Origin of the sequence: Winogradskyella psychrotolerans (assembly GCF_018860565.1) — a bacterium.
GTDB classification, from domain to species: Bacteria; Bacteroidota; Bacteroidia; order Flavobacteriales; family Flavobacteriaceae; genus Winogradskyella; species Winogradskyella damuponensis.
Window position 1 is genome coordinate 68,206 of record NZ_JAHKPS010000022.1, and the last position, 20,617, is coordinate 88,822.

Below are 20,617 nucleotides of genomic sequence, written 5' to 3' on the forward strand. Positions count from 1 at the left end.
TGGATTTGATGTAAAATAAGACGAATTCACATTACAAAACACTCAAAATTCTAAACCCATTACCTCTAAAAACAATCTCATCATCAACACTTTTAGACAATAATAATTGTGCTATTGGAGTTGACGCAGAAATAGCAAAATAAACCGTATTATCTACAATTATTTCACCAGCACTCACCGCAATAAAATAATTAGCCTGTGTTGTTATTACCACAGAACCTAATGTTACCTTTTGGTGTTTAGTATAGATATTAATTTTTTGAAGAATGTGTTTATGTTTTTCAATTTCGGCTAGTTGATGACCTGCTTTTTCGCGTTCTAATTGCAGCATTGCTCGTCCTGTTTCGTGCTTATCACCTGCACTACTTTTGGTTTCAGATTGAAGTGAATTTTGAATATCAGAAATGGTTTTATTTACGGTAATTAATCGTTCATCAATAAAGTTTAAGCAGCGATTGTATAAAGTTTCTTTAATAATCATTTTTGAGTCTTCAAGTTAAATTCACCATAGAATTGCATTTGCTTTACAATCCATTGCTTTCGTTTTTGTATATAATTGGTAGCTGGGTTAGCACGGTATGTTCTTGGATTAGGCAATATTGAAGCTATTGCAGCAGCTTCATAAACACTTAAATTAGCTGCTGTTTTATTAAACCAATGTTGTGCGGCAGCATCAATACCATAAATATTTGGCCCCATTTCTATACTGTTTAAATATACTTCTAGGATACGCTCTTTACTCCATATGTTTTCGATTAAAAATGTAAAATAGGTCTCTAACCCTTTGCGTAACCAACTTCGCTCTAGCCATAAGAATACATTTTTAGCTGTTTGCTGACTAATAGTACTGCCTCCTCTAATCCGTTTTCCTTTTTTATTGTATTCATAAGCTTTTTCAATAGCTTCAATATCAAATCCATTATGGTCTAAAAACTTCTGATCTTCACTACAAATTACGGCTAATTGTATGTGTTCTGACATATTTTCAATTGGCACCCAATTGTGTTCCCACATTTTAGATTCATTATCTTCAAAATAACGGATTGCCATTAAGGGTGTTCCCGGAATGGGTATATACTTATATAAGACCACTAAGCCAATGGATAAAATAATACTCCATAACAATAGTTTACCAAAAAAACGAAACAGTTTCTTCATGGTTTATTCTACTAAATCTGCCAATTCTCTACCTACTAAACTGCCAATAGCAACTCCCATTCCTCCTAAACGCACTCCACAAAACACATGGTTAGAAATTTGTTTTACAATTGCTTTTTTCTGTTTGCCAACGCCCATTATTCCGCTCCATCGGTGGTCTATTTCAAAGGCAATGTTTGGTAAAATAGTCGTTTTTAAAAGCTCTTCTAGTTTATTCTGAATGATTCGTGTCTCTCCAAACGCAGTAGTTTCTTCAGTTCTAAAATCGAGATGGCGTCCACCTCCTAATAATATTCTATGGTCTATATTTCTGAAATAATAGTAACCTTCATCCAAATGAAACGTACCTTTAACATGTAAATTCTCTATAGGTTTTGTAATTAAAACTTGTGCTCTGGCTGGCTTAACTTCAGAAATCTTGAGTTGTTTTGCAAATCCGTTAGTGGCAATAAATAACTTTTGTGTTGAAAATTCAAAATGCTTCGTTTTGATTTTTACGGTACTTGTATCTTCCGAAAAAGCTTCAATCGCAGTGTTATTTAATATTTTTACACCTAAAGATTGTACTTTATTAAGTAAGGCATCCATCATTTTACCGGTATCTATTTGTCCTTCAAATGGATTAAAACTATAGTCTGATTTTATATTCTTGAAACCAAAATTGTTCGTTTTAAAAGAAAATACACCGGTGTTAAATATGGGATATAAGAGTTGGTTAATCTTATCCTTTGTATTTAAACATGAATTGTATAGTGTATCATCAGACTGTAAAAACAATTCATAACCTCCTAAATTTTGATAGTTTATAGTTTTATCCCCTAGTATTTCACGAAGTATCTTTAGACCATTTATTCGCTTTCTAATCAATTCTAAAACCTCAGCTTCAGAATGTTGCTTCAAGTCATCAATAATCTCACTGAGACTTCCAAAACAGGCAAAACCAGCATTTTTTGTACTTGCTCCTTGAGGTAAAATTCCTTTCTCAAGAATTACAATTTTAGCCTTAGGAAAACGCTTTTTTAATTGTAATGCGCAATTTAGTCCCACAATACCACTTCCAATAATGGTGTAGTCTACGTTAGATAACCACGTTTGTATTTCCCAATAGGATAGATTCATAGCATAAAAAAAGCTCCTAAAGTTAGGAGCTTTTTTAAATATAATTTAATATTTATTCAACTATAATTTTCTTAGTTACTTTTTGAGAACCATCAGCTATAGTTAATAAATAAACACCTGATTCTGCATTATTAAGCTGAATAACTTCTTCAAATCTGTTTACACTACTATATATATTAGTGTAAATAGCTCTACCTCTTATGTCATAAACTTCTACCGTAATAGCTTCTCCAGATTTTGGATTAAAACCAATATTGAACGTGCCATTATTTGGGTTTGGATATATGCTTAAGTTGTCTAATTCACTGTCTTTAACACTTAAAGATTCAGAACAGAATTCTAATGACCAGCTTTTTAATATCCCTGTATCTCCAGAAAAGAAATCTGCTATAAGAATTGTCCAATCTCCCTGAGAACTTAAACCTTCAAATGTAGATAATGGCTCAAATGGGCTATAAGTATTCCCATCTCCAGTAAAATCACAATCTATTGCAGGTGCACCATCTTCAAATTCTATAATAATATCATCACTACTTGCACAGTTTCCAGACCAAACGTTAACTAATGTAGTTCCTCCATTAGGATGGATTAATCTTACTAATAAATCTCCAACAAAAGTATGTTCTATATCTACATTAAATTTAAGAGACTCAATAGTAAAATTATCCGGAACGTTAATCGTTCTTACTAATGGGTCACCATTAGAAGGTGTTCCTGCACCACCTAAACCATCGTCTATTGCAAGGTTGACATTCTCATCACTATAAGTAGTACAATCTATACTAGCACCAATTAGGATATTATTACTATTGACGTTAAAAAATATACCATTTGCTGCTTCAACCATAATTCTACAAGTACTAGAGGACACATTAGGTACTACAATATCATGTGAGCCATCGTTAGCTACATTAGAAGCTAAAACCGTATCAAAGTTTTCACCATCTGTAGACAATAATATATTAACATTTGCTTCATTTACTCCATTTCCAGTTGTTCCTGCAACATCCCAAGTAACGGTTTGTGTTGTACCTACATCCCAAGTTTGTCCAGGTACGTTTTGAGAAGTTACTATAAATGGTCCGGCCGCAGTAGTAACAGTTGCTGTCATCTGATCAGAATCTGTTTGCCCGCCAACAGCATCGTTATCTCTAACAGTTAATTTGAAATTTATATTTCTGTTAACCATTGCTAATTTTTCCCATGTCGTTGATGTACCGCCATTGTTTATTACATCTGAAAGTCTTGGTACATATCTAATAGGGCTTGAAGTGCCTTCAAAAGATCTTACTAATGGACCAGATATTGTAGTTTCTGTTGGTAATCCCGCTGCCCCTAAATCGTATTGTTCCCAAGTGTATGTTAGCGTTGCTGTTCCATCTATATCTGTAGAATTGCTACCATCCAATTTATAAGGTGTTCCACGAGGAATGGTATGATTTGCACCGGCATCGGCTACTGGTTCTGTATTCCCCGTAACAATTCTATTTACTGGACAAGAACCTGTGCTTGTAATATGAGACCATATACGGTTTAAACTATTTTGATGAAAATATGCATCACTTCCTATTTGAATATTGTCTGATCCACAAATACCTGCATAAGCCATTATAGTTGAACCACTTCCTGGCTCGTATGCATTTGAAGCTGATCTGTTTCCGCCAGAACAACTACCAACCGTTCCATTAAATGTGTGTGGTGCACCAAATTGATGACCCAATTCATGAGCTACATAATCTATATCGTAAGAATCGCCTATTGGTTGCGCAATACCCGTTACTCCACTTGCTTTTTGATTGTTAATACAAGTTACCCCTAAACCAGCTAAACCACCAGCTCCAGTACTAAATGTGTGACCTACATCATAATTATTAGCTCCAATAAGACCATTAATTATACTTTGACTTTGGTTTATTAAAACCCCTGTATCGTTATTATTAAAAGGATCTGTGGATGCATTTGTAAAAATTATATTTGTATTAGCAGCAACTAAAGTCATAGTCACTGATAAATCTCTCTCATAAATACCATTAACCCTATTTATTGTTACAACTATTGCCGATAAAGCACCTGCACTTGTACCTCCATGAAAAGCTGCATACTCACCCGTACAAGCTACTGCAAGACGATAGTTTCTTAGCCTTCCGTCGTCTGCATCTCTTGCCGCAGCAACATCTTCATACGATCTTTCTAATAATTCTGAATCATCAATCACAGCACATTCAAAATCAAAATTTCTTGCTTCTAAATCTTTTTTAGCATAAACGGTATAGATGTTACCTTCAACTGAAAACGGATCTATAAATTGAGTGCCATTAGATGTTCCTAAAAACATCGCGTGCAAACCTTTTGGTGTGATACTAAATCTGATTATTTCTGTTGGGTTATCAATACCTTGACCAGCATATGTTCTCATATTAGGAAACTTAGCCTGAAGCTCTGGTTCCATTAACGACGCTTCAAATACTTTATACCTATTTAACTTGCCCTCTGAATTAGGAAAAGATATAACAGTGTTACCCGTATTTTCTCTAGTTCCAACATTTTGTAAGGCATTCTTTAAGCCTTCAATATTGAGTTGAAAAAATGTCTCTGTTTTAAGTTCTATTTTTCTTAAAATTTGTTCTGTTTGTTTAGCCTTTACAGCATTAACTTTTGTCCACAATTCATCTGAATTTTGTGAAGTAGCAGATAATGAGATAAATGCCATTACAATTGTCGCAATTTTTATTACGTAATTCTTATTCATAGTTAGTTTTTTTATAATCCTTAAAGTTAAGGTATTTTTTTATAATTTTAAAAAAGTGTAATAATCTATTTCTATATTACATTTTTTTAGATTCTAACGACAATCATATATATATATAAACCAAGCTAATAAGCTTGGTTTTTTTTTATTCTTCAATCTCTTTTTGAATTACAAAGTCTTCCATAAATTTAGTAGTATAGTTACCTGCTAAATAATCTGGATGATCCATTAATTGTCTATGGAAAGGTATTGTTGTTTTAATTCCTTCAATAACAAATTCATCTAGAGCACGCTTCATTTTATTAATAGCTTCTTCTCTTGTTTGAGCTGTGGTAATAAGCTTTGCTATCATAGAATCGTAATTAGGTGGAATGCTATAACCGGCATAAACATGCGTATCTAATCGTACTCCGTGTCCACCTGGTGCATGAAGTGTAGTGATTTTTCCTGGTGAAGGTCTAAAATCATTAAATGGGTCTTCAGCATTAATTCTACACTCAATAGAGTGTAAATTTGGTGTATAATTTTTACCAGAAATTGGCACACCTGCGGCCACTAAAATTTGTTCACGAATTAAATCGAAATCAATAACCTGCTCTGTAATAGGATGTTCTACTTGGATACGCGTATTCATTTCCATAAAGTAGAAGTTTCTATGTTTATCTACCAAGAATTCTACAGTACCAGCACCTTCATACTTAATGAACTCAGCCGCTTTTACTGCAGCTTTACCCATTTTGGCTCTCAATTTATCTGTCATAAACGGAGAAGGCACTTCTTCTGTTAGTTTTTGATGACGTCTTTGTACAGAGCAATCACGTTCTGAAAGGTGACAAGCTTTTCCGCGAGAATCACCAACAATTTGTATTTCGATATGACGAGGCTCTTCAATAAGCTTCTCCATATACATATCATCGTTTCCAAAAGCAGCTTTAGATTCTGCACGTGCAGATTCCCAAGCATTTTGAAGGTCTTCAGGTTTCCAAACGGCACGCATTCCTTTTCCACCACCACCAGCAGAAGCTTTAAGCATTACTGGGTAACCTGTTTCTTTGGCTACTTTTTTACAATCTTCAAACGTTTCAATTACTCCTTCACTTCCTGGTACACATGGAACTCCTGCTGCTTTCATGGTCGCTTTAGCATTTGCCTTGTCTCCCATTCTATCAATCATCTCTTCAGAAGCACCAATAAATTTGATACCATGTTCTTCACAAATTTTTGAGAATTTTGCATTTTCAGATAAGAATCCATAACCTGGATGTATCGCATCTGCATTTGTTATCTCAGCAGCAGCAATAATATTAGCGACCTTAAGATAAGATTCACTACTTGCTGGTGGGCCAATACAAACAGCTTCATCTGCAAACTTAACATGAAGACTTTCTGCATCTGCTGTAGAGTATACCGCTACGGTTTTAATGCCCATTTCTTTACAGGTTCTAATAACTCTAAGAGCTATTTCTCCCCTGTTGGCAATTAATATTTTTTTAAACATAACTTTTAAGTATTTAAAATTTCAAATTCCAAATTCCAACGTATTGGGATTTATGTTTTGGAATTTTAAATTTGGTTATGATGGATCAACTAAAAATAGTGGCTGATCAAACTCTACTGGTGAAGCATCATCCACCAATACTTTTACAATTTTACCAGAAATTTCTGATTCAATCTCGTTAAATAGCTTCATTGCTTCAATAACGCAAAGCACATCGCCTTCTTTAATATCTGTACCAACCTCAACAAAAACGGGTTTGTCTGGAGAAGGCTTTCTATAAAAGGTACCAATTATTGGTGATTTTATAGTAATGTATTTTGAATCTTCTGTTGCTGCTGGTGCCGCAGGACTTTCTGCTGCTGGCGCTACTGCTTGATGTGCTGGCATATGCTGTTGCATTACAGGAGCTGCTTGCATTGGCACTTGCTGTACTATTGTCGTCTCACTTTCTGAACCCGTTCTAATGGTAATTTTAACGTCATTCATTTCTAACTTAACCTCACTTGCGCCAGATTTAGCTACAAATTTTATTAAGTTCTGAATTTCTTTTAAATCCATAATGTTTAGATATTTGTTAGTTAGTTTTTTATTTAGGAATTATAAGCCCATTTAAGATAAATTGAGCCCCAAGTAAATCCACCACCAAAAGCGGCAAATATTATTTTATCACCTTTTTTAAGTTGTGATTCGTAATCATGTAATAATAAAGGTAAAGTTGCTGATGTTGTATTACCATACTTTTGTATGTTCATCATTACTTTATCTTCTTCTAAATTAATTCTATTTGCAGTTGCATCAATAATACGTTTGTTAGCTTGGTGTGCTGCTAACCATGCAATATCATTGTTAACAAGATCATTTCTGCTCATTATCTTCTCTGCGACATCTGCCATATTAAAAACGGCATTTTTAAATACTGTTTTTCCATCTTGAAACACATAATGTTTTCCTTCGTCAAATGTATCTTTTGTAATTGGATACGATGAACCACCATAAGTAGCTTGAAGAAATTCTCTACCTTCTCCATTACTTCTTAATAATTCATCTTGCAATCCTAAACCTTCTTCATTAGGTTCAAAAAGTACAGCTCCTGCTCCATCACCAAAGATGATACATGTTGCTCTATCTTTATAATTGATGAATGATGAATTTTTATCTGCTCCAATTAATAGAATCTTTTTATAACGGCCAGACTCTATATAAGCAGATGCTGTTGACATTCCAAAAAGAAAACTAGAACACGCAGCTTCTAAATCATAAGAAAAAGCATTTACGGCACCAATTTGACTTGCTGTGTAAGCGGCCGTTGAAGCAGCTTTCATATCAGGGGAAGCGGTACAAACAATAACTAAATCAATTTCTTTTGGATCTAATCCTGTTTTTTGAATTAATTCTTCTGCCGCTTTTATCGCTAAAAACGACGTTCCTTTTCCTTTTTCTTTAAGAATTCTACGTTCTTTAATACCTGTTCTTGAAGTGATCCACTCATCATTGGTATCAACCATAGTTTCGAGGATTTTGTTTGTTAAAACATAATCAGGAACATAGCCTCCTACAGCTGTAATTGCTGCTGTGATTTTACTCATTATTAAGATTTAGATAATTAAAAGTATGCAAAATTGGTAAAAACTGAGGTGTTTTATTCAATTTTCATCATTTTTTGGCAAATATTAACGCAAAGTAAGTGGTTTTTGCGCTATTGAAAAAATAATAACAAAAAAAACGCTCACAATGGAGCGTTTTCTTGTATGCATGCATAATACTTATGCTACATTTTCTTCTTCTACAGAGTTGTCAATTAGTATTTGACCTCTGTAATATAATTTACCTTCGTGCCAATGTGCTCTATGGTATAAGTGTGGCTCACCAGTTGTAGGGCAAGTTGCTATTTGAGGTACAGAAGCTTTATAATGTGTTCTTCTTTTATCTCTTCTTGTTTTCGATATTTTACGCTTTGGATGTGCCATTTTAAATGTTATTTATCCGTTAATAGTTTTTTTAAATTATTCCAACGAGGATCAATATCCTCTGATGATTTTGTTTTATGATCCTCACTAGGACTTAATTCTTCTAATTTTGAAAGTATATCTGACTCTAATGAACCGTCTTCAATACCTGGATGAACTCTTTTAATAGGAACGGCTAAAATAATAAGCTCATATATATATTGTGCTACATTAATTTCATATTCTCCATGTGGTACAATTAAGATATCATCATTATCGTCATTATACTCGTTACCAAACTTAACTACCAATTTAAAATTGTCGTTAATAGCTTGGTTATAGGGTTCATTTGAAATATCACAATTCACATTTACTGAGCCTTCCGCCGAAAAATTCAACTCTAAAAGTGTTGATTTTTTTTCGAATTCTAGATCAATTTTAACGTCAATTGCATTAAATTCATCATATTCAAAATGCTGAAAGAACGTATTATCAATTTGAAAATCAAAATGGTGCATTCCTTCTTTTAATCCTACAAAAGGGATAGTATAAGATTTTAATGCCTTCATTATCACATTCAATTTGAGCGTGCAAATATATAAATTTTTCCTTACTTAAAGCCTAGATATCAACAAATTTTGTTTATAACTATCGAGATCCTTTTTTTAAGGGGTTTTTACTGTAGTAATTATAGCTCTCTCTCTGTCTAAATATTTCGATTGCTGTATAGATTGCTTGCTTCATTGAGCTTTCATCTGCAATCCCTTTTCCTGCGATTTCATATGCTGTACCATGATCTGGAGACGTTCTTACTTTATCTAAACCAGCTGTGTAATTTACTCCTTTTCCAAAAGCAATAGTTTTAAAAGGAATTAAACCTTGATCATGATAAGAAGCAATTATGGCATCAAAATTTTTATAGGTATTAGAACCAAAAAAGCTATCTGCTGAATAAGGGCCATAAACCAACGTACCATCTGCCTTAATTTTTTCTAAGGTAGGTTTTAATATTGTGTCGTCCTCATTACCAATAACTCCATTATCTCCTGCATGTGGATTTATGGCTAAAACTGCAATTTTTGGTTTTCTTATGCCAAAATCTTGAATTAACGATTTTGTTACCGTTGTTATTTTTTCTTTAACAAGACCTTCTGTAATCGCATTACTAGCATCTTTAAGCGGAACATGATCTGTTAGAAGACCAACTCGCAATTCATCTGAGACCATAAACATTAAACTTTTTCCGTTTAAGGCTTTTGCCAGATAATCTGTATGACCTGGGAAATTAAATTTTTCAGATTGAATGTTATGTTTATTAATTGGAGCTGTTACCAATACATTAATAGCGCCTTCTTTTAAAGCTTCAGTCGCTGCTTCAAGAGATTTTATAGCATATTCTCCTATTTTTTTATCTTCAGTGCCAAATAGAATTTTTACAGGTTCGCTCCAAACCTCAACCACATTAACTTTTCCATGAGCTACTTTCTCAACTGAATCAATATTGAAAAAATTAATTTTACTACTAAAGTGATTTTTAAAAAATTGCATGGTTTTAGCCGAAGCAAAAATAACAGGTGTATTAAGTTCTAACGACCTTGGATCCTCATAGGTTTTAATGATAATTTCTGCACCAATACCATTGAGGTCACCAATAGAAATCCCTACAATTATCTTTTCGTCTTTTTTCATTTTTTGTCTTTAACTTTGTAACTGCAAATTTAACTAAATAAAGTACAAATTATGTTTACAGGTATTATAGAAGATTTAGGTACAATTGAAAAATTAGATAGAGATGGTGGAAATCTTCATATTACGATGCATACCTCTATAACAAATGAATTAAAAATAGATCAAAGCGTTGCTCACAATGGTGTCTGTTTAACCGTTGTGAGTATTGAAGGAAACACATATACTGTTACTGCTATCCAAGAGACTCTTGATAAAACCAACATAGGCTCTCTAAAAGAAAACGAATTAGTAAATATAGAACGCGCGATGAAGCTTGGAGACCGACTAGATGGCCATATTGTTCAAGGGCATGTCGATCAAACAGCGAATTGTATTGATATTATTGCCGAAGATGGTAGTTGGGTTTTTACTTTTGAATATGACAAAAACCTTAACAATATTACAATTGAAAAAGGTTCTATTACTGTAAACGGAGTTAGTTTAACCGTTGTAAACTCAAAGTTAAATCAGTTTTCTGTGGCAATAATACCGTATACATATAACCATACCTCTTTTAAAAATTTAAAAATTGGAGATACCGTAAATTTAGAATTTGATGTAATTGGAAAATACGTTAAGAGACTAAATGAGCTCAGACATTAAGCCCTTTGCTTGGTAGATAATTTGTAAGCTTTATAAATACCATAGATTAGAGCAACAACAAATAATGCAATAACTCCGCCATCTATTGGAAGACCAGGTGGTGGTGGCGGTAATGGCGGAGGAGGTGTATTACTCTGCGCCATAGAAACGAAACCTACTAAAAAAACTGATATTGAGGCTAATATATACTTGTTCTGCATTCTGCTAAATAAGGTGTAAAAGTATAAAAAAAACTGAGCTAACAAAATTTATTCGATTAAAAAACATCCTTAAACGGTAAATTTATCCGATGAAATGCTAAAAATGAACTTTATTTAGGGAAGTTAGCTACATTTTTAACCCATTTCAGCGACAAATATAATACATATTTTTAATAATTATTAACAGCATCGAATCTAATCCTAGATTTAACCTAAAATTCACAAACAATCGTAATAAATTCCGAATAACTATCTAAAAATAAACACGTAAAACCGCATTAGTCGTAATTCCTAATGAATATCTGGAAAACCTTATCGCATTATCATATGCATCAATTCTGTAATAGTTGTTGATTGGGTTTTTAACATCAGAGATGTTCCAAGCAGACATACCAACTTCTGAGCGGCATACCTTATTTATCTTAAATTTATAAAGCGCTGAAGCATCAATTCTTAAATAATCTTGTAACCTTTCGTTATTAGCCCTATCAAAATTAATAGCATTAGCTGTAACTTCATTTTCTACTAATGGTATCGATGTTGGTTTCCCTAACCTATAATTTAATCCAGCAGAAATGCTCCACGACTCATTACTATAGGTTGTTCCCAATGTAAAGGCATGCGTAATATCAAAATTGCTAGGAAACTCAATTTCTTCAAGCGTTTTAAAGGTATAATCGTTTTTTATATATGAATAACTCAACCACGTATTTAGATGATTGTAGTTTTTTCGGATTAAAAATTCGGCTCCTAAAACATCGTAGCTTCCTTTTTCTTTTTCAAATTCATACTTAGTGGTAAATCCTTGGCTTTGTGTGGTGATACCATCCACTTTTTTGTAATACGCCTTCGCATCTATTAACCAACCTTTGTTTTTATAAAGCAACCCTAATGAGGCTTGTTTACTTTTAATTATTGGTATACTATCATTATCTGTGAGTTGCCATCGACGTTTTTCTACTCCTAAAAAATCATTTTGGAAATTGATAATTTGCGAGGTGTTTTGATGTTTAAACTCACCTAATGCTTCTAATTCAACATGATTTCCTAAAGCTTTTCGAATACTTAAACGCGGTTCTACAATCAATTCATCAAACTTTTCTAGATAATTCGCCCTAACTCCTAATTTAACGCTAAGATCTTTCGTGTCATTTTCAAACTGTGTCTGAGCAAAAACCGCTTGTTCTCGTAAAACTTCAGAATCACGTCTTACAAATCTTGGCACATCAATATCATTTAAGTTTGTAATTTCCGATTCAATAAAATTATAACCCAAATTGAATTGCCATAGATTTTGGGTATAAAACCCTTCTAATTTTGCTGAAGTTTCAGACACTAGATTTTCTTGCAAGAAACGCTGCTCTGCCATAACGTTAGCATTTACAGCTTGTAATGTATAATCTGTATTATAAACATTGAGCACAGTACTTAATTTATCATTCCATTGCCGACGATAATTTAAGCCTACCGAAATACTATTTTGAGAAATACTACTTTCTCGAGTTTCTTCTACTCCATTAAAAAGGGCCGATTCATCAAAGGTTAAATCGTTATGAACTAGCATAAAATTTAATCGTAAAAAATCCTTATCCGATGGCTTATAAAGCCACCTTAAAGACGCATCATAAAAATCGAAGGCTTGATTTGAGTTACTAACATTAGAGGTGTTTTCTGCGACCTCTGTATCTTGTGTCACACGTTCAAAATACGTTTTATAGGTTGGTGTTCTTACCAATTCATCAATAGATTTACGTCCTGCAATTTGAACTGAAGACTTTTCACCAATTGGTGCATTTAAAAATAAATCGGCATTAAGAAGATTAATTCCAAAGGAGCCTTTAAAATTGGATTCGATGGTTTTACTAGAATGCATATCAATGGTTCCTGAAACACCATCGGTATAAGACGCATCTGTACCGTTATTAATTACGGTTGCCGTTTGTGTGATTTGTGGATTGAAACTTGAAATAAGTCCGAAAAAATGGCTGGATTGATACATTTTTATGCCATCCCAAAGCATTAGATTTTGGTCGTGAGCCCCTCCTCTTATATTAATATTGGAAACGGTTTCGTCAACGCTTAATACTCCAGGCAATGCCTGAACCGTATGTAACACATCAGACTCTATAAGTCCTGGTAATAAGGTAAACTTGCTATAATCAATAGCTATACTTCCGTCTTGTTGCTTGTCTATACCTTTAACAATATAGCCATTAAGCACTACAGAACTAAACACTTCAGCTTCTTCAATTAAAGTAATAGCCTCACAACTATTTAATTTAAAAAATTGGGCTTGACGCTCTATGGTTTTAAAACCTATAAATCGGATGGTAAGAAGCGTCTCTAATGATGGGACTTTAATTTCAAAATAGCCATCATCATTAGTTACTGTATAATTGTGTTTAGTATTGATGGTTGCTCCATAAAGCGGATTTTCTAGGTTGTCTCGCAAATAACCGCAAATTGTAATGGGTTTAGTGATACTAAAGACCACGTCGCTAATTTTAGTAAAAATTAAATTGGTCTGTTGTTCTAAGGTTTCAATTTTAGTATTAAGACTTAGATCATTATCTAAAGGAATGACATAGATATCTTTAAGAAGGTCACTTTTATAATTGAAATTAACATTATGACTTTTAGAAATCTCATTAAGCACTTGTATGATAGACATTTTTCCATCATTAGCTTGTGCTTTTACTGAAAAGCAAATTAATACACTTATTAAAAAAGTTATATACTTAATCTTTAGCATTGTGTATAACGACCTCTTTATTATTTATAATTTCATAGGTCAAACCAAGCGGCTGTGTAATTGCTTTTAAAGCATTATTAAGGTTATCGTGCTCAAATGCGCCTGTAAATCTCAACGTATTTGCAGTAATGGAATCGGTAATTGTGATGTTATATTGACTTTCGAGCTCTAAAAGCACTGCTTGTACTGACGCATCTTTAAATACACTCATATTTTTAAGCCAATAAGGTTCTGCTACAGCAATGTTAGATTTTTTAGCCGTTCCTGATTTTAAAATAAACTCTGAACCAGCTGGTACTTTTATAACCGCATCGTTATAACTGACTTGCACCAAACCTTCATAACACGTTACTTTAAAAATGCTATCCATTGTAAACACATTAAACTCGGTTCCTAAAACGGTTACTTTTCCAAATTCAGTATTGACATCGAATTGCTTTCCTTTTTCGACATCAAAAAAGGCTTCTCCTTTTAAATTTAAGGTTCTTTCGTTATCCCAATTTGAAGGACTATATGTAAGCTGAGACAACTCATTAAGTTCTACTCTAGAATTATCAGGAAGTATAATGGTTTCTTTTTGTGCTAAATCGGTTGCAATTGTATTTGTATTATCTCTATTCAAAAATAAAAATAAGGTTAAACCAATGACAAAAACAGCTGCAAATCGTGAAGCTATATTCATCCAATTAATTGACGCTGATTTTTTATCTTTTAACTGACTTTCTAAGGATTCAAAAGCAGGTACTTTTGCATGATGACGACCACTAAAACGCTGTGCTTCTTCAGCTATTTCATTATACAGCTTCGCATCCTCTAAAGCATTAAAAGCTTTCGCCTCTGCTTCAGATAAGTTCTTGTCCAACCATTTTTTTAGTAAATATTCTTTGTCCATAACTTGATGCTATACTTTTAAAACAACTCAACCTTCAATTGTCCCAAAATTATTTTCAATTCAGTTCTTCCAATTGATCTTTCAACTTATTTAAAGCGGCATAAATTCTGTGTTCAGCTACTTTTTTGGTAATATTTAATAGTTCTGCAATTTCTTTGTGGGTTTTTCCATCTACCTTACTTAAAAGAAAAGCGACACGCTCTTCTTCTTTTAATGTTGACAAAGCTGTTTCGTAGCGCTTTAAAAATTCCTTTTTACGCAGCATGAATTCTGGCGTCTCATTAGTGTAATCCTTAGGCTTTACTTCTTGATGCTTAAAAACAATCTTTTGGTGTTTCACCTGGTTAAGCATCATATTATTTGCAACCGTATATAAATAAGATTTTGCAGCTTCAGGTGCTACTTTAGCACAATTTTCCCATAATTTAATAAAGGCATCTTGCACTTTATCTGAAGGATTTAATACATCACCATATTTGTAGTATAAAATCGTACTCATGCTTTGCGCATACTTTTCGTAAAGTTTAGAAAAGCGCAATTTATCACAGATATCTTTGTGGAGCGACTTAGGCAATTAAAAGTGGGTTTTGAAATTTGAACACCAAAAGTATGCTTTTTTTTAAAGACCGTACAAAAGATAATGTTACTAAAACATCAAATTTATATTTTAAAAATTGCCATAAAAATCAATAAAATAATTGAGGCTATTTTAACATGTAATTGTTTTAAATCTATAAGCCCAGTTTAAAACTACACAACATATAAATCCATCTAATGAAAATAAAAAAACAACGATTCACACCTATCAACGACTCAAATTGCAATTAAATAAATAAAAAAATAATACATTTCTTGGGACATTTAATTAGTGAGTTGTTCTAAGTATAAAGACGGTAATTAAAACGCCTTATTAATTGAAAAACTAAAAAAACAAATTAATTATGAAAACTATCAAACCTTATCTTTTTGCCTTATTAGGTTTATTCTTAACCATGACATCCTGTAGAACTGAGGATGATTTAAGTATTGACCCTCCGGCAGAATCTACCTTACAAGCTAATTCTACTTTGACAAATCAAATTCAAAGAGTTGCTATGAACGATGGTTCTGTTGATAATATAGTTTACAATGCCAATTGTTTTACCATTCAACTGCCTATAACCGTAACTATTAACGGAACAGAATTAACCATTACCAACATTAATGATTATGATGATCTTGAAGATATTTTAGATGAATTTGATGACGATGACGACAATGTTGTTATCGATTTTCCTATCACTATTATTTTTGCAGATTACTCCGAAGTTCAAATTAACAGCTTAGATCAGCTAGAAGATTATGCTGATGATTGTAATGATGAAAATGAATTTGATGATGATATTGAATGTTTAGATTTTGTATATCCAATTACAGCTTCTATTTTTAATACCAACAACGAAGTTATTGAAACACTCACATTCACTAACGATTATGATCTTTATGAATTTATAGACGACATAGATGAAGATGATTTAATTGGTTTTGAATTTCCTATAAGTATTGTAATTGCTAATGGTAACGTAATTGTAATTAATAATTTTAATGAGCTTGATGATGCTATTGATGATTTTGGTGATGATTGTGATGAAGACGATGATTACGACTATGATGATGACGATTGTACAAACTGTACACCAAGCCAATTAGAATCTATTTTAACAGCTTGTTCAGATTGGCATATAGACGAATTAGAACGCAACGACAATGATTTAGAAGACAACTATACAGGTTATCTTTTTAATTTCTTTGCAGATAATACAGTTACAGTGTCTTGGACTGGAAACACTGCCAATGGAACATGGACAACTAGCGAAACAGGAAACAATATCACAGTAACTTTTGATATTCCAGGGTTTGACGATATCAATGATACGTGGATTTTACATGAAATCGATAACGATGATGATGATGATGATGATGATGATAACGAAACCGAAGTAAGTTTTGAAATAGGAGAAGACGACGAACTAGAATTTAAAAACAACAATTGTAACTAAATAGTTGATCAAATTAGTGGCCTATACTTAAGGTCCTTATTTTACATTATTAATAGCAGAACCAGCCATGAAGCAATTCATGGTTGGTTTTTTTATATTGTAGACTTAATTTTTTTTAACCTCTGTGTTTATTGCCTCATAAACCAATTTAACCTCAGCTTCTCCATACTTTCGTTCTAAACGTCTTATGGTAAAATGTGCCGTTGCCATGTTCTGAAAGTGGTCTACAAAGACATAGTTTAAACCACCTCCTCCAATAGCTCCTACAACAGGTACGGCTTGTGCTAAAAATTTTTCACTAATTAAAAGACTTAAACGCGTAGCAATTTTAGATAAAAAATTACCAACCGCATTAGACCCCAAAGCACTTGCTCCTTTAACTAGGCTTTCCAATCCCATTTTAATACCAGCTGTTGATACATTGTTTAATGCTGAATTTAGAGCCATGCGCGTCGTATAGTAACTCATTTCCATTCCATCATCATCTACCGAATCTCCACCAAGCGCAAAAACTTGCAAACACGCCATTTGCCCTTCTAATGAATAAATATCTTCTCCCTCACTTCGTGCAATATCCATTATGGTTCGCATTAAGAATTTAGTTGTAATTGTGACTTCAGACGCAAAAATAGCCGTTCCCAAACCTGTTGAGGCTCCAAAAAAACCACTTAAGGCTCCTGTACCAGTTACAATACTTTTATAGGTGTTTTTTGAAGGCTTTTTAAATGTTTGATTCTTTTTTATCGTTAATAAATTGGCCTTTATAATTTTTAATAATACCGATTCTGTGATCTTCTGTACTTTAACTAACACTTTTTCTGGGACATAATTAATTCCTGTTTCTACGGTATTACCTATTTTATTGACATTGCGTATGGCCCAACCTAAATTTTGCATGCTATATTTTGCTTGCCCTAAGGCTTCTTTGTCTTCTGGTGTTATGGTGTTTGTTGTTAGATTCAAGATTTGAGATTTTATTACGATTGGTCGATAAAACTTAGCAATTGTTACAAAGTCAATAGAATAGCGAGACAATTCTTAAAAACATGTTTTCCCTAGTTTTATATTAAAATGACAAAAATCATCATACATTTATAATCATCATTGTACATTTGTAATATGAATATAGGCTTAGTACTTTCTGGTGGAGGTGCTCGCGGAGCAGCACATATCGGTGTCATTAAGGCATTAGAAGAACACGGTATATTTCCTACACATATATCTGGAGTGAGTGCAGGAGCTATTGTAGGCGCTTTGTATGCAGCAGGTGTTTCTTGGTCCGAAATACTAACTTTCTTTAAGACTATACCTCTTTTTCATACTAAAAGATTTGCCCGTAATAAACCTGGATTTTTAAATTCTGAAAATTTTTATGATGATCTTAAAACTTATTTCCCAAAAGATAATTTTGAAGATTTAAAGAAACCTTTATTCATTCCCGCAGCAAATATCGTTGATGGAACTTCAAAGATTTTTAGCAAAGGACAACTTATAAAACCAATTATAGCTTCAGCTTCTTTTCCTGGTGTTTTTACACCTACCGAAATTAATGGAAAATACTATGTTGATGGCGGCACATTAAATAATTTCCCTGTTGAACCTCTTAAAAAAGAATGCGATATAATTATAGGTGTGTATGTTAACCCTCTAAAAGCAGTGACTATAAAAGATTTAAAACATTCTTTCTCTGTTGTAGAACGCGCTTATAAGATTAAAGTAGCCGCAGAATCCATGAACAAGTTTCCAGATTGTGATTTGGTCATCTGCCCACAAGAACTGGTGAGTTTTGGCACTTTTGGAATGAGTAATGTAGATGCTATTTTTAATTTAGGATACACATCTACACTAGCTGCTCTTAAAGAAAATAAAATGTTATTTATGTCTAAATAATTTCAACTAGGGCACACACCTTACATAAAGAATAACAGAATTAAACATTTTAAAGCCCTAATAAATTATTGAAAGAGACTAATACCACTTCAATCTTACTTTTTATTAGGGTTCTAAAAATTAAGTCTTATTCCTAATTCTAATTATTTTAAAAAATCAGCTTCTTTATACGTTGGATTTGGGTATTTATAAAACCCTTCACCAGTTGCAACTCCTAATTTGTTTTTATCTATATAGTTTTCTTTTAAAAAGGCCACCGTTTTTAGTTTTAAGTCATCTTTAGTTTTCTCTGCCGCTATTTTATCAATATTATATGCTGTAGTAATGCCTACAATATCGAGAATACCAAAAGGGCCAACAGGTGCTCCTGTTGCTTTCATCCATGTTTTATCTATGGTTTCTGGGTCTGAAACCTCACTAACTAATAAACTAGTGGCGGCGCTTAGCAAGGGTACCAATAATGAATTTAATATATATCCAGGCTGCTCTTTATATAAGGGCAATGCCAACATACCAATCGCTTTTGCAAAATCAACAACATCATTAAAAACTTTAGGGTCGGTTGCACTGTGTCCCATAATTTCGGCCGTATTATGAATCCAAATTGAATTCGCAAAATGTAAGGCTAAGAATTTTGAAGGTCGTCCAGTGGCTTCTGCAAAATGACTCGGCAATAGCGTTGAAGAGTTCGTAGCAAAAACCGTTTTTTCAGGAGCAACTTTTGCTAGCATATTATAAAATTCAATTTTAATTTTTGGGTTTTCTGGTACAGCCTCAATTAGTAAATCAGCATCTTTAACAGCTTCGGTTAAATTTGACGTATAACTTAAGTTTTCAAATGTTTTATCTAATTGTTTTTGGGTTGCATTTAGGTCTTTTTTAAATGCATCACTCATGATGCTAAATTTTGCCTTTGCTTTTTCCAAGACTGCATCATTAATATCATAAACGGTGACTTGAAATCCGTGAAATGCGGTTTGAAATGCTATTTGATACCCTAGCACGCCGCTTCCTGCTATAGTTACATTTTTAAAGGTCATTTTGTTATAAATTTTAGAGTATTTTACTTCCGTGAGATTGAAACCTTACGCCTATTCTATTAGGCAATTGTTTCAAATCAGATACATAAGTAACACAAAAATACACCTCTCTACAATGATAAGTTATGACTTAAGTCAGTTCTATAAAAAAAAGAGCTTGTCAATTTCTAGCTCCTGTTATCTATGAAAAAATTGGTAATAAAATATTGCAATTATTACTGAGTTTTAAACACCTCACTCCGTATTACACTATACTATTTATTTAAAATTTTCGCTTTGTTGTATTCGTAATTCATCCGAGCGATATTTAAAACCGAAATATCTTCAGGACATTCCACTTGGCATGCTTCGGTATTAGTACAATGCCCAAATCCTTCTTCTTCCATCTGCTTTACCATACTAATAACCCTTTTACTCGTTTCTGTTTGTCCTTGTGGTAAAAGTTCTAATTGTGTAATCTTAGCACTCGTAAACAATGCTGCACTCGCATTTTTACAACTAGCTACACAAGCGCCGCAACCAATACATGCCGCAGCATCAAATGCTGCTTCTGCCTCCTCATGAGCAATAGGAATACTGTTTGCTTCTGGTGCTTGACCTGTATCTACAGACACATAGCCACCCGAAGTAATAATATGGTCTAAGGAAGAACGGTTCACTTTTAAATCTCTAACAACAGGAAATGCCGCGGCTTTAAAAGGTTCTATATAAATGGTGTCTCCATCTTTAAACGAACGCATGTGAAGCTGACAAGTTGTGGTGTTTTTTAAAGGACCATGCGCAATACCATTAATCATCATGCCACATTGCCCACAAATACCTTCACGACAATCGTGATCAAACTCTACTGGATATTCTCCTTTTTTGACCAATTTTAAATTCAAAGTATCTAACATTTCTAAAAAAGATAATTCTTGATGTACATCATCTAATGTATAATCTTTGAATTCCCCTTTACTTTGGCTATCCTTTTGCCGCCATATTTTTAAGTGTATTTTCATAG

At 33.2% G+C, this 20,617-nt stretch carries 20 protein-coding genes; 3 read left to right on the forward strand and 17 right to left on the reverse strand.

What is annotated here, in order from left to right; translation table 11 throughout:
- Window positions 1-31 precede the first annotated feature (31 nt).
- From KO504_RS09270 to pdxA, 10 genes are all read right to left on the reverse strand, one after another.
- Window positions 32-481 (reverse strand): 3-oxoacyl-ACP synthase, encoded by a 450-nt coding sequence (locus tag KO504_RS09270; protein ID WP_215926210.1) that lies wholly within the window; start codon window positions 479-481, stop codon window positions 32-34.
- Window positions 478-1,158 carry a monofunctional biosynthetic peptidoglycan transglycosylase gene (mtgA, locus tag KO504_RS09275; protein ID WP_215926212.1) on the reverse strand — a complete coding sequence of 227 codons (681 nt, stop codon included), beginning with the start codon at window positions 1,156-1,158 and terminating at the stop codon, window positions 478-480. The genes KO504_RS09270 and mtgA overlap by 4 nt, the downstream gene beginning before the upstream one ends.
- Window positions 1,159-1,161: 3 nt before the next feature.
- A complete protein-coding gene (locus tag KO504_RS09280) occupies window positions 1,162-2,277 on the reverse strand; it encodes an NAD(P)/FAD-dependent oxidoreductase (RefSeq protein ID WP_215926214.1) in 1,116 nt (371 codons plus the stop codon).
- Window positions 2,278-2,329: 52 nt separating this feature from the next.
- Window positions 2,330-5,026 carry a zinc-dependent metalloprotease gene (locus KO504_RS09285; RefSeq protein ID WP_215926216.1) on the reverse strand — a complete coding sequence of 899 codons (2,697 nt, stop codon included), beginning with the start codon at window positions 5,024-5,026 and terminating at the stop codon, window positions 2,330-2,332.
- A 145-nt stretch (window positions 5,027-5,171) separates the two neighbouring features.
- Window positions 5,172-6,524 (reverse strand): acetyl-CoA carboxylase biotin carboxylase subunit, encoded by a 1,353-nt coding sequence (accC, locus tag KO504_RS09290; protein ID WP_215926218.1) that lies wholly within the window; start codon window positions 6,522-6,524, stop codon window positions 5,172-5,174.
- Window positions 6,525-6,599: 75 nt separating this feature from the next.
- Window positions 6,600-7,082 carry an acetyl-CoA carboxylase biotin carboxyl carrier protein gene (gene accB / locus KO504_RS09295; RefSeq protein WP_215926220.1) on the reverse strand — a complete coding sequence of 161 codons (483 nt, stop codon included), beginning with the start codon at window positions 7,080-7,082 and terminating at the stop codon, window positions 6,600-6,602.
- Window positions 7,083-7,114: 32 nt separating this feature from the next.
- Window positions 7,115-8,110, reverse strand: coding sequence for a beta-ketoacyl-ACP synthase III (locus KO504_RS09300; RefSeq protein ID WP_215926222.1), 996 nt, complete (start codon window positions 8,108-8,110; stop codon window positions 7,115-7,117).
- A 177-nt stretch (window positions 8,111-8,287) separates the two neighbouring features.
- Window positions 8,288-8,491 (reverse strand): 50S ribosomal protein L32, encoded by a 204-nt coding sequence (gene rpmF, locus KO504_RS09305; RefSeq protein WP_215926224.1) that lies wholly within the window; start codon window positions 8,489-8,491, stop codon window positions 8,288-8,290.
- Between the two features lie 8 nt (window positions 8,492-8,499).
- On the reverse strand, window positions 8,500-9,039 hold the full coding sequence (locus KO504_RS09310; RefSeq protein ID WP_215926226.1) for a YceD family protein: 540 nt from the start codon (window positions 9,037-9,039) through the stop codon (window positions 8,500-8,502).
- A 79-nt stretch (window positions 9,040-9,118) separates the two neighbouring features.
- On the reverse strand, window positions 9,119-10,159 hold the full coding sequence (pdxA, locus tag KO504_RS09315) for a 4-hydroxythreonine-4-phosphate dehydrogenase PdxA (protein ID WP_215926228.1): 1,041 nt from the start codon (window positions 10,157-10,159) through the stop codon (window positions 9,119-9,121).
- Between the two features lie 51 nt (window positions 10,160-10,210).
- Here pdxA and KO504_RS09320 point away from each other — a divergent pair, with 51 nt between their 5' ends.
- A complete protein-coding gene (locus KO504_RS09320; protein ID WP_215926230.1) occupies window positions 10,211-10,801 on the forward strand; it encodes a riboflavin synthase in 591 nt (196 codons plus the stop codon).
- Here the strand turns inward: KO504_RS09320 and KO504_RS09325 are convergent.
- The 4 genes from KO504_RS09325 to KO504_RS09340 all read right to left on the reverse strand — a co-directional run bounded on the left by KO504_RS09325 (window position 10,798) and on the right by KO504_RS09340 (window position 15,219).
- On the reverse strand, window positions 10,798-11,001 hold the full coding sequence (locus KO504_RS09325; protein WP_252723656.1) for a PID-CTERM protein-sorting domain-containing protein: 204 nt from the start codon (window positions 10,999-11,001) through the stop codon (window positions 10,798-10,800). The genes KO504_RS09320 and KO504_RS09325 overlap by 4 nt on opposite strands.
- 253 nt (window positions 11,002-11,254) lie before the next feature.
- A complete protein-coding gene (locus tag KO504_RS09330; RefSeq protein ID WP_215926232.1) occupies window positions 11,255-13,753 on the reverse strand; it encodes a TonB-dependent receptor in 2,499 nt (832 codons plus the stop codon).
- Window positions 13,740-14,645: a FecR family protein gene (locus KO504_RS09335; protein WP_215926234.1), complete on the reverse strand. Its 906-nt coding sequence runs from the start codon at window positions 14,643-14,645 to the stop codon at window positions 13,740-13,742. Before KO504_RS09335 ends, KO504_RS09330 begins: the two co-directional genes overlap by 14 nt.
- Before the next feature lie 55 nt (window positions 14,646-14,700).
- The gene (locus tag KO504_RS09340; protein ID WP_215926236.1) at window positions 14,701-15,219 is read right to left on the reverse strand and encodes an RNA polymerase sigma factor; all 519 of its coding nucleotides are present in this window, start codon (window positions 15,217-15,219) and stop codon (window positions 14,701-14,703) included.
- Between the two features lie 367 nt (window positions 15,220-15,586).
- Between KO504_RS09340 and KO504_RS09345 the strand changes: the two genes are divergently transcribed.
- On the forward strand, window positions 15,587-16,684 hold the full coding sequence (locus KO504_RS09345) for a hypothetical protein (RefSeq protein WP_215926238.1): 1,098 nt from the start codon (window positions 15,587-15,589) through the stop codon (window positions 16,682-16,684).
- Between the two features lie 105 nt (window positions 16,685-16,789).
- Here KO504_RS09345 and KO504_RS09350 read toward each other — a convergent pair whose 3' ends face one another.
- Window positions 16,790-17,647 carry an EcsC family protein gene (locus tag KO504_RS09350; protein ID WP_215926240.1) on the reverse strand — a complete coding sequence of 286 codons (858 nt, stop codon included), beginning with the start codon at window positions 17,645-17,647 and terminating at the stop codon, window positions 16,790-16,792.
- Between the two features lie 156 nt (window positions 17,648-17,803).
- On the opposite strand from KO504_RS09350, the gene KO504_RS17395 reads away from it, so the two are divergent.
- Window positions 17,804-18,574 carry a patatin-like phospholipase family protein gene (locus KO504_RS17395; RefSeq protein WP_215926242.1) on the forward strand — a complete coding sequence of 257 codons (771 nt, stop codon included), beginning with the start codon at window positions 17,804-17,806 and terminating at the stop codon, window positions 18,572-18,574.
- A 143-nt stretch (window positions 18,575-18,717) separates the two neighbouring features.
- Here the strand turns inward: KO504_RS17395 and KO504_RS09360 are convergent, their stop codons facing one another.
- Complete coding sequence (locus KO504_RS09360) at window positions 18,718-19,614, reverse strand: 3-hydroxyacyl-CoA dehydrogenase (RefSeq protein WP_215926244.1); 897 nt, start codon at window positions 19,612-19,614, stop codon at window positions 18,718-18,720.
- 254 nt (window positions 19,615-19,868) lie between these two features.
- On the reverse strand, window positions 19,869-20,615 hold the full coding sequence (locus KO504_RS09365) for a succinate dehydrogenase/fumarate reductase iron-sulfur subunit (protein ID WP_215926246.1): 747 nt from the start codon (window positions 20,613-20,615) through the stop codon (window positions 19,869-19,871).
- Window positions 20,616-20,617: the final 2 nt, after the last annotated feature.

Excerpts from the sequence above, each read along its gene's own strand:
- KO504_RS09270 (WP_215926210.1), bottom strand. The coding sequence starts at position 481 with ATGATTATTAAAGAAACTTTATACAATCGCTGCTTAAACTTTATTGAT.
- mtgA (WP_215926212.1), bottom strand. The coding sequence starts at position 1,158 with ATGAAGAAACTGTTTCGTTTTTTTGGTAAACTATTGTTATGGAGTATT.
- KO504_RS09280 (WP_215926214.1), bottom strand. The coding sequence starts at position 2,277 with ATGAATCTATCCTATTGGGAAATACAAACGTGGTTATCTAACGTAGAC.
- KO504_RS09285 (WP_215926216.1), bottom strand. The coding sequence starts at position 5,026 with ATGAATAAGAATTACGTAATAAAAATTGCGACAATTGTAATGGCATTT.
- accC (WP_215926218.1), bottom strand. The coding sequence starts at position 6,524 with ATGTTTAAAAAAATATTAATTGCCAACAGGGGAGAAATAGCTCTTAGA.
- accB (WP_215926220.1), bottom strand. The coding sequence starts at position 7,082 with ATGGATTTAAAAGAAATTCAGAACTTAATAAAATTTGTAGCTAAATCT.
- KO504_RS09300 (WP_215926222.1), bottom strand. The coding sequence starts at position 8,110 with ATGAGTAAAATCACAGCAGCAATTACAGCTGTAGGAGGCTATGTTCCT.
- rpmF (WP_215926224.1), bottom strand. The coding sequence starts at position 8,491 with ATGGCACATCCAAAGCGTAAAATATCGAAAACAAGAAGAGATAAAAGA.
- KO504_RS09310 (WP_215926226.1), bottom strand. The coding sequence starts at position 9,039 with ATGAAGGCATTAAAATCTTATACTATCCCTTTTGTAGGATTAAAAGAA.
- pdxA (WP_215926228.1), bottom strand. The coding sequence starts at position 10,159 with ATGAAAAAAGACGAAAAGATAATTGTAGGGATTTCTATTGGTGACCTC.
- KO504_RS09320 (WP_215926230.1), top strand. The coding sequence starts at position 10,211 with ATGTTTACAGGTATTATAGAAGATTTAGGTACAATTGAAAAATTAGAT.
- KO504_RS09325 (WP_252723656.1), bottom strand. The coding sequence starts at position 11,001 with ATGCAGAACAAGTATATATTAGCCTCAATATCAGTTTTTTTAGTAGGT.
- KO504_RS09330 (WP_215926232.1), bottom strand. The coding sequence starts at position 13,753 with ATGCTAAAGATTAAGTATATAACTTTTTTAATAAGTGTATTAATTTGC.
- KO504_RS09335 (WP_215926234.1), bottom strand. The coding sequence starts at position 14,645 with ATGGACAAAGAATATTTACTAAAAAAATGGTTGGACAAGAACTTATCT.
- KO504_RS09345 (WP_215926238.1), top strand. The coding sequence starts at position 15,587 with ATGAAAACTATCAAACCTTATCTTTTTGCCTTATTAGGTTTATTCTTA.
- KO504_RS17395 (WP_215926242.1), top strand. The coding sequence starts at position 17,804 with ATGAATATAGGCTTAGTACTTTCTGGTGGAGGTGCTCGCGGAGCAGCA.
- KO504_RS09360 (WP_215926244.1), bottom strand. The coding sequence starts at position 19,614 with ATGACCTTTAAAAATGTAACTATAGCAGGAAGCGGCGTGCTAGGGTAT.
- KO504_RS09365 (WP_215926246.1), bottom strand. The coding sequence starts at position 20,615 with ATGAAAATACACTTAAAAATATGGCGGCAAAAGGATAGCCAAAGTAAA.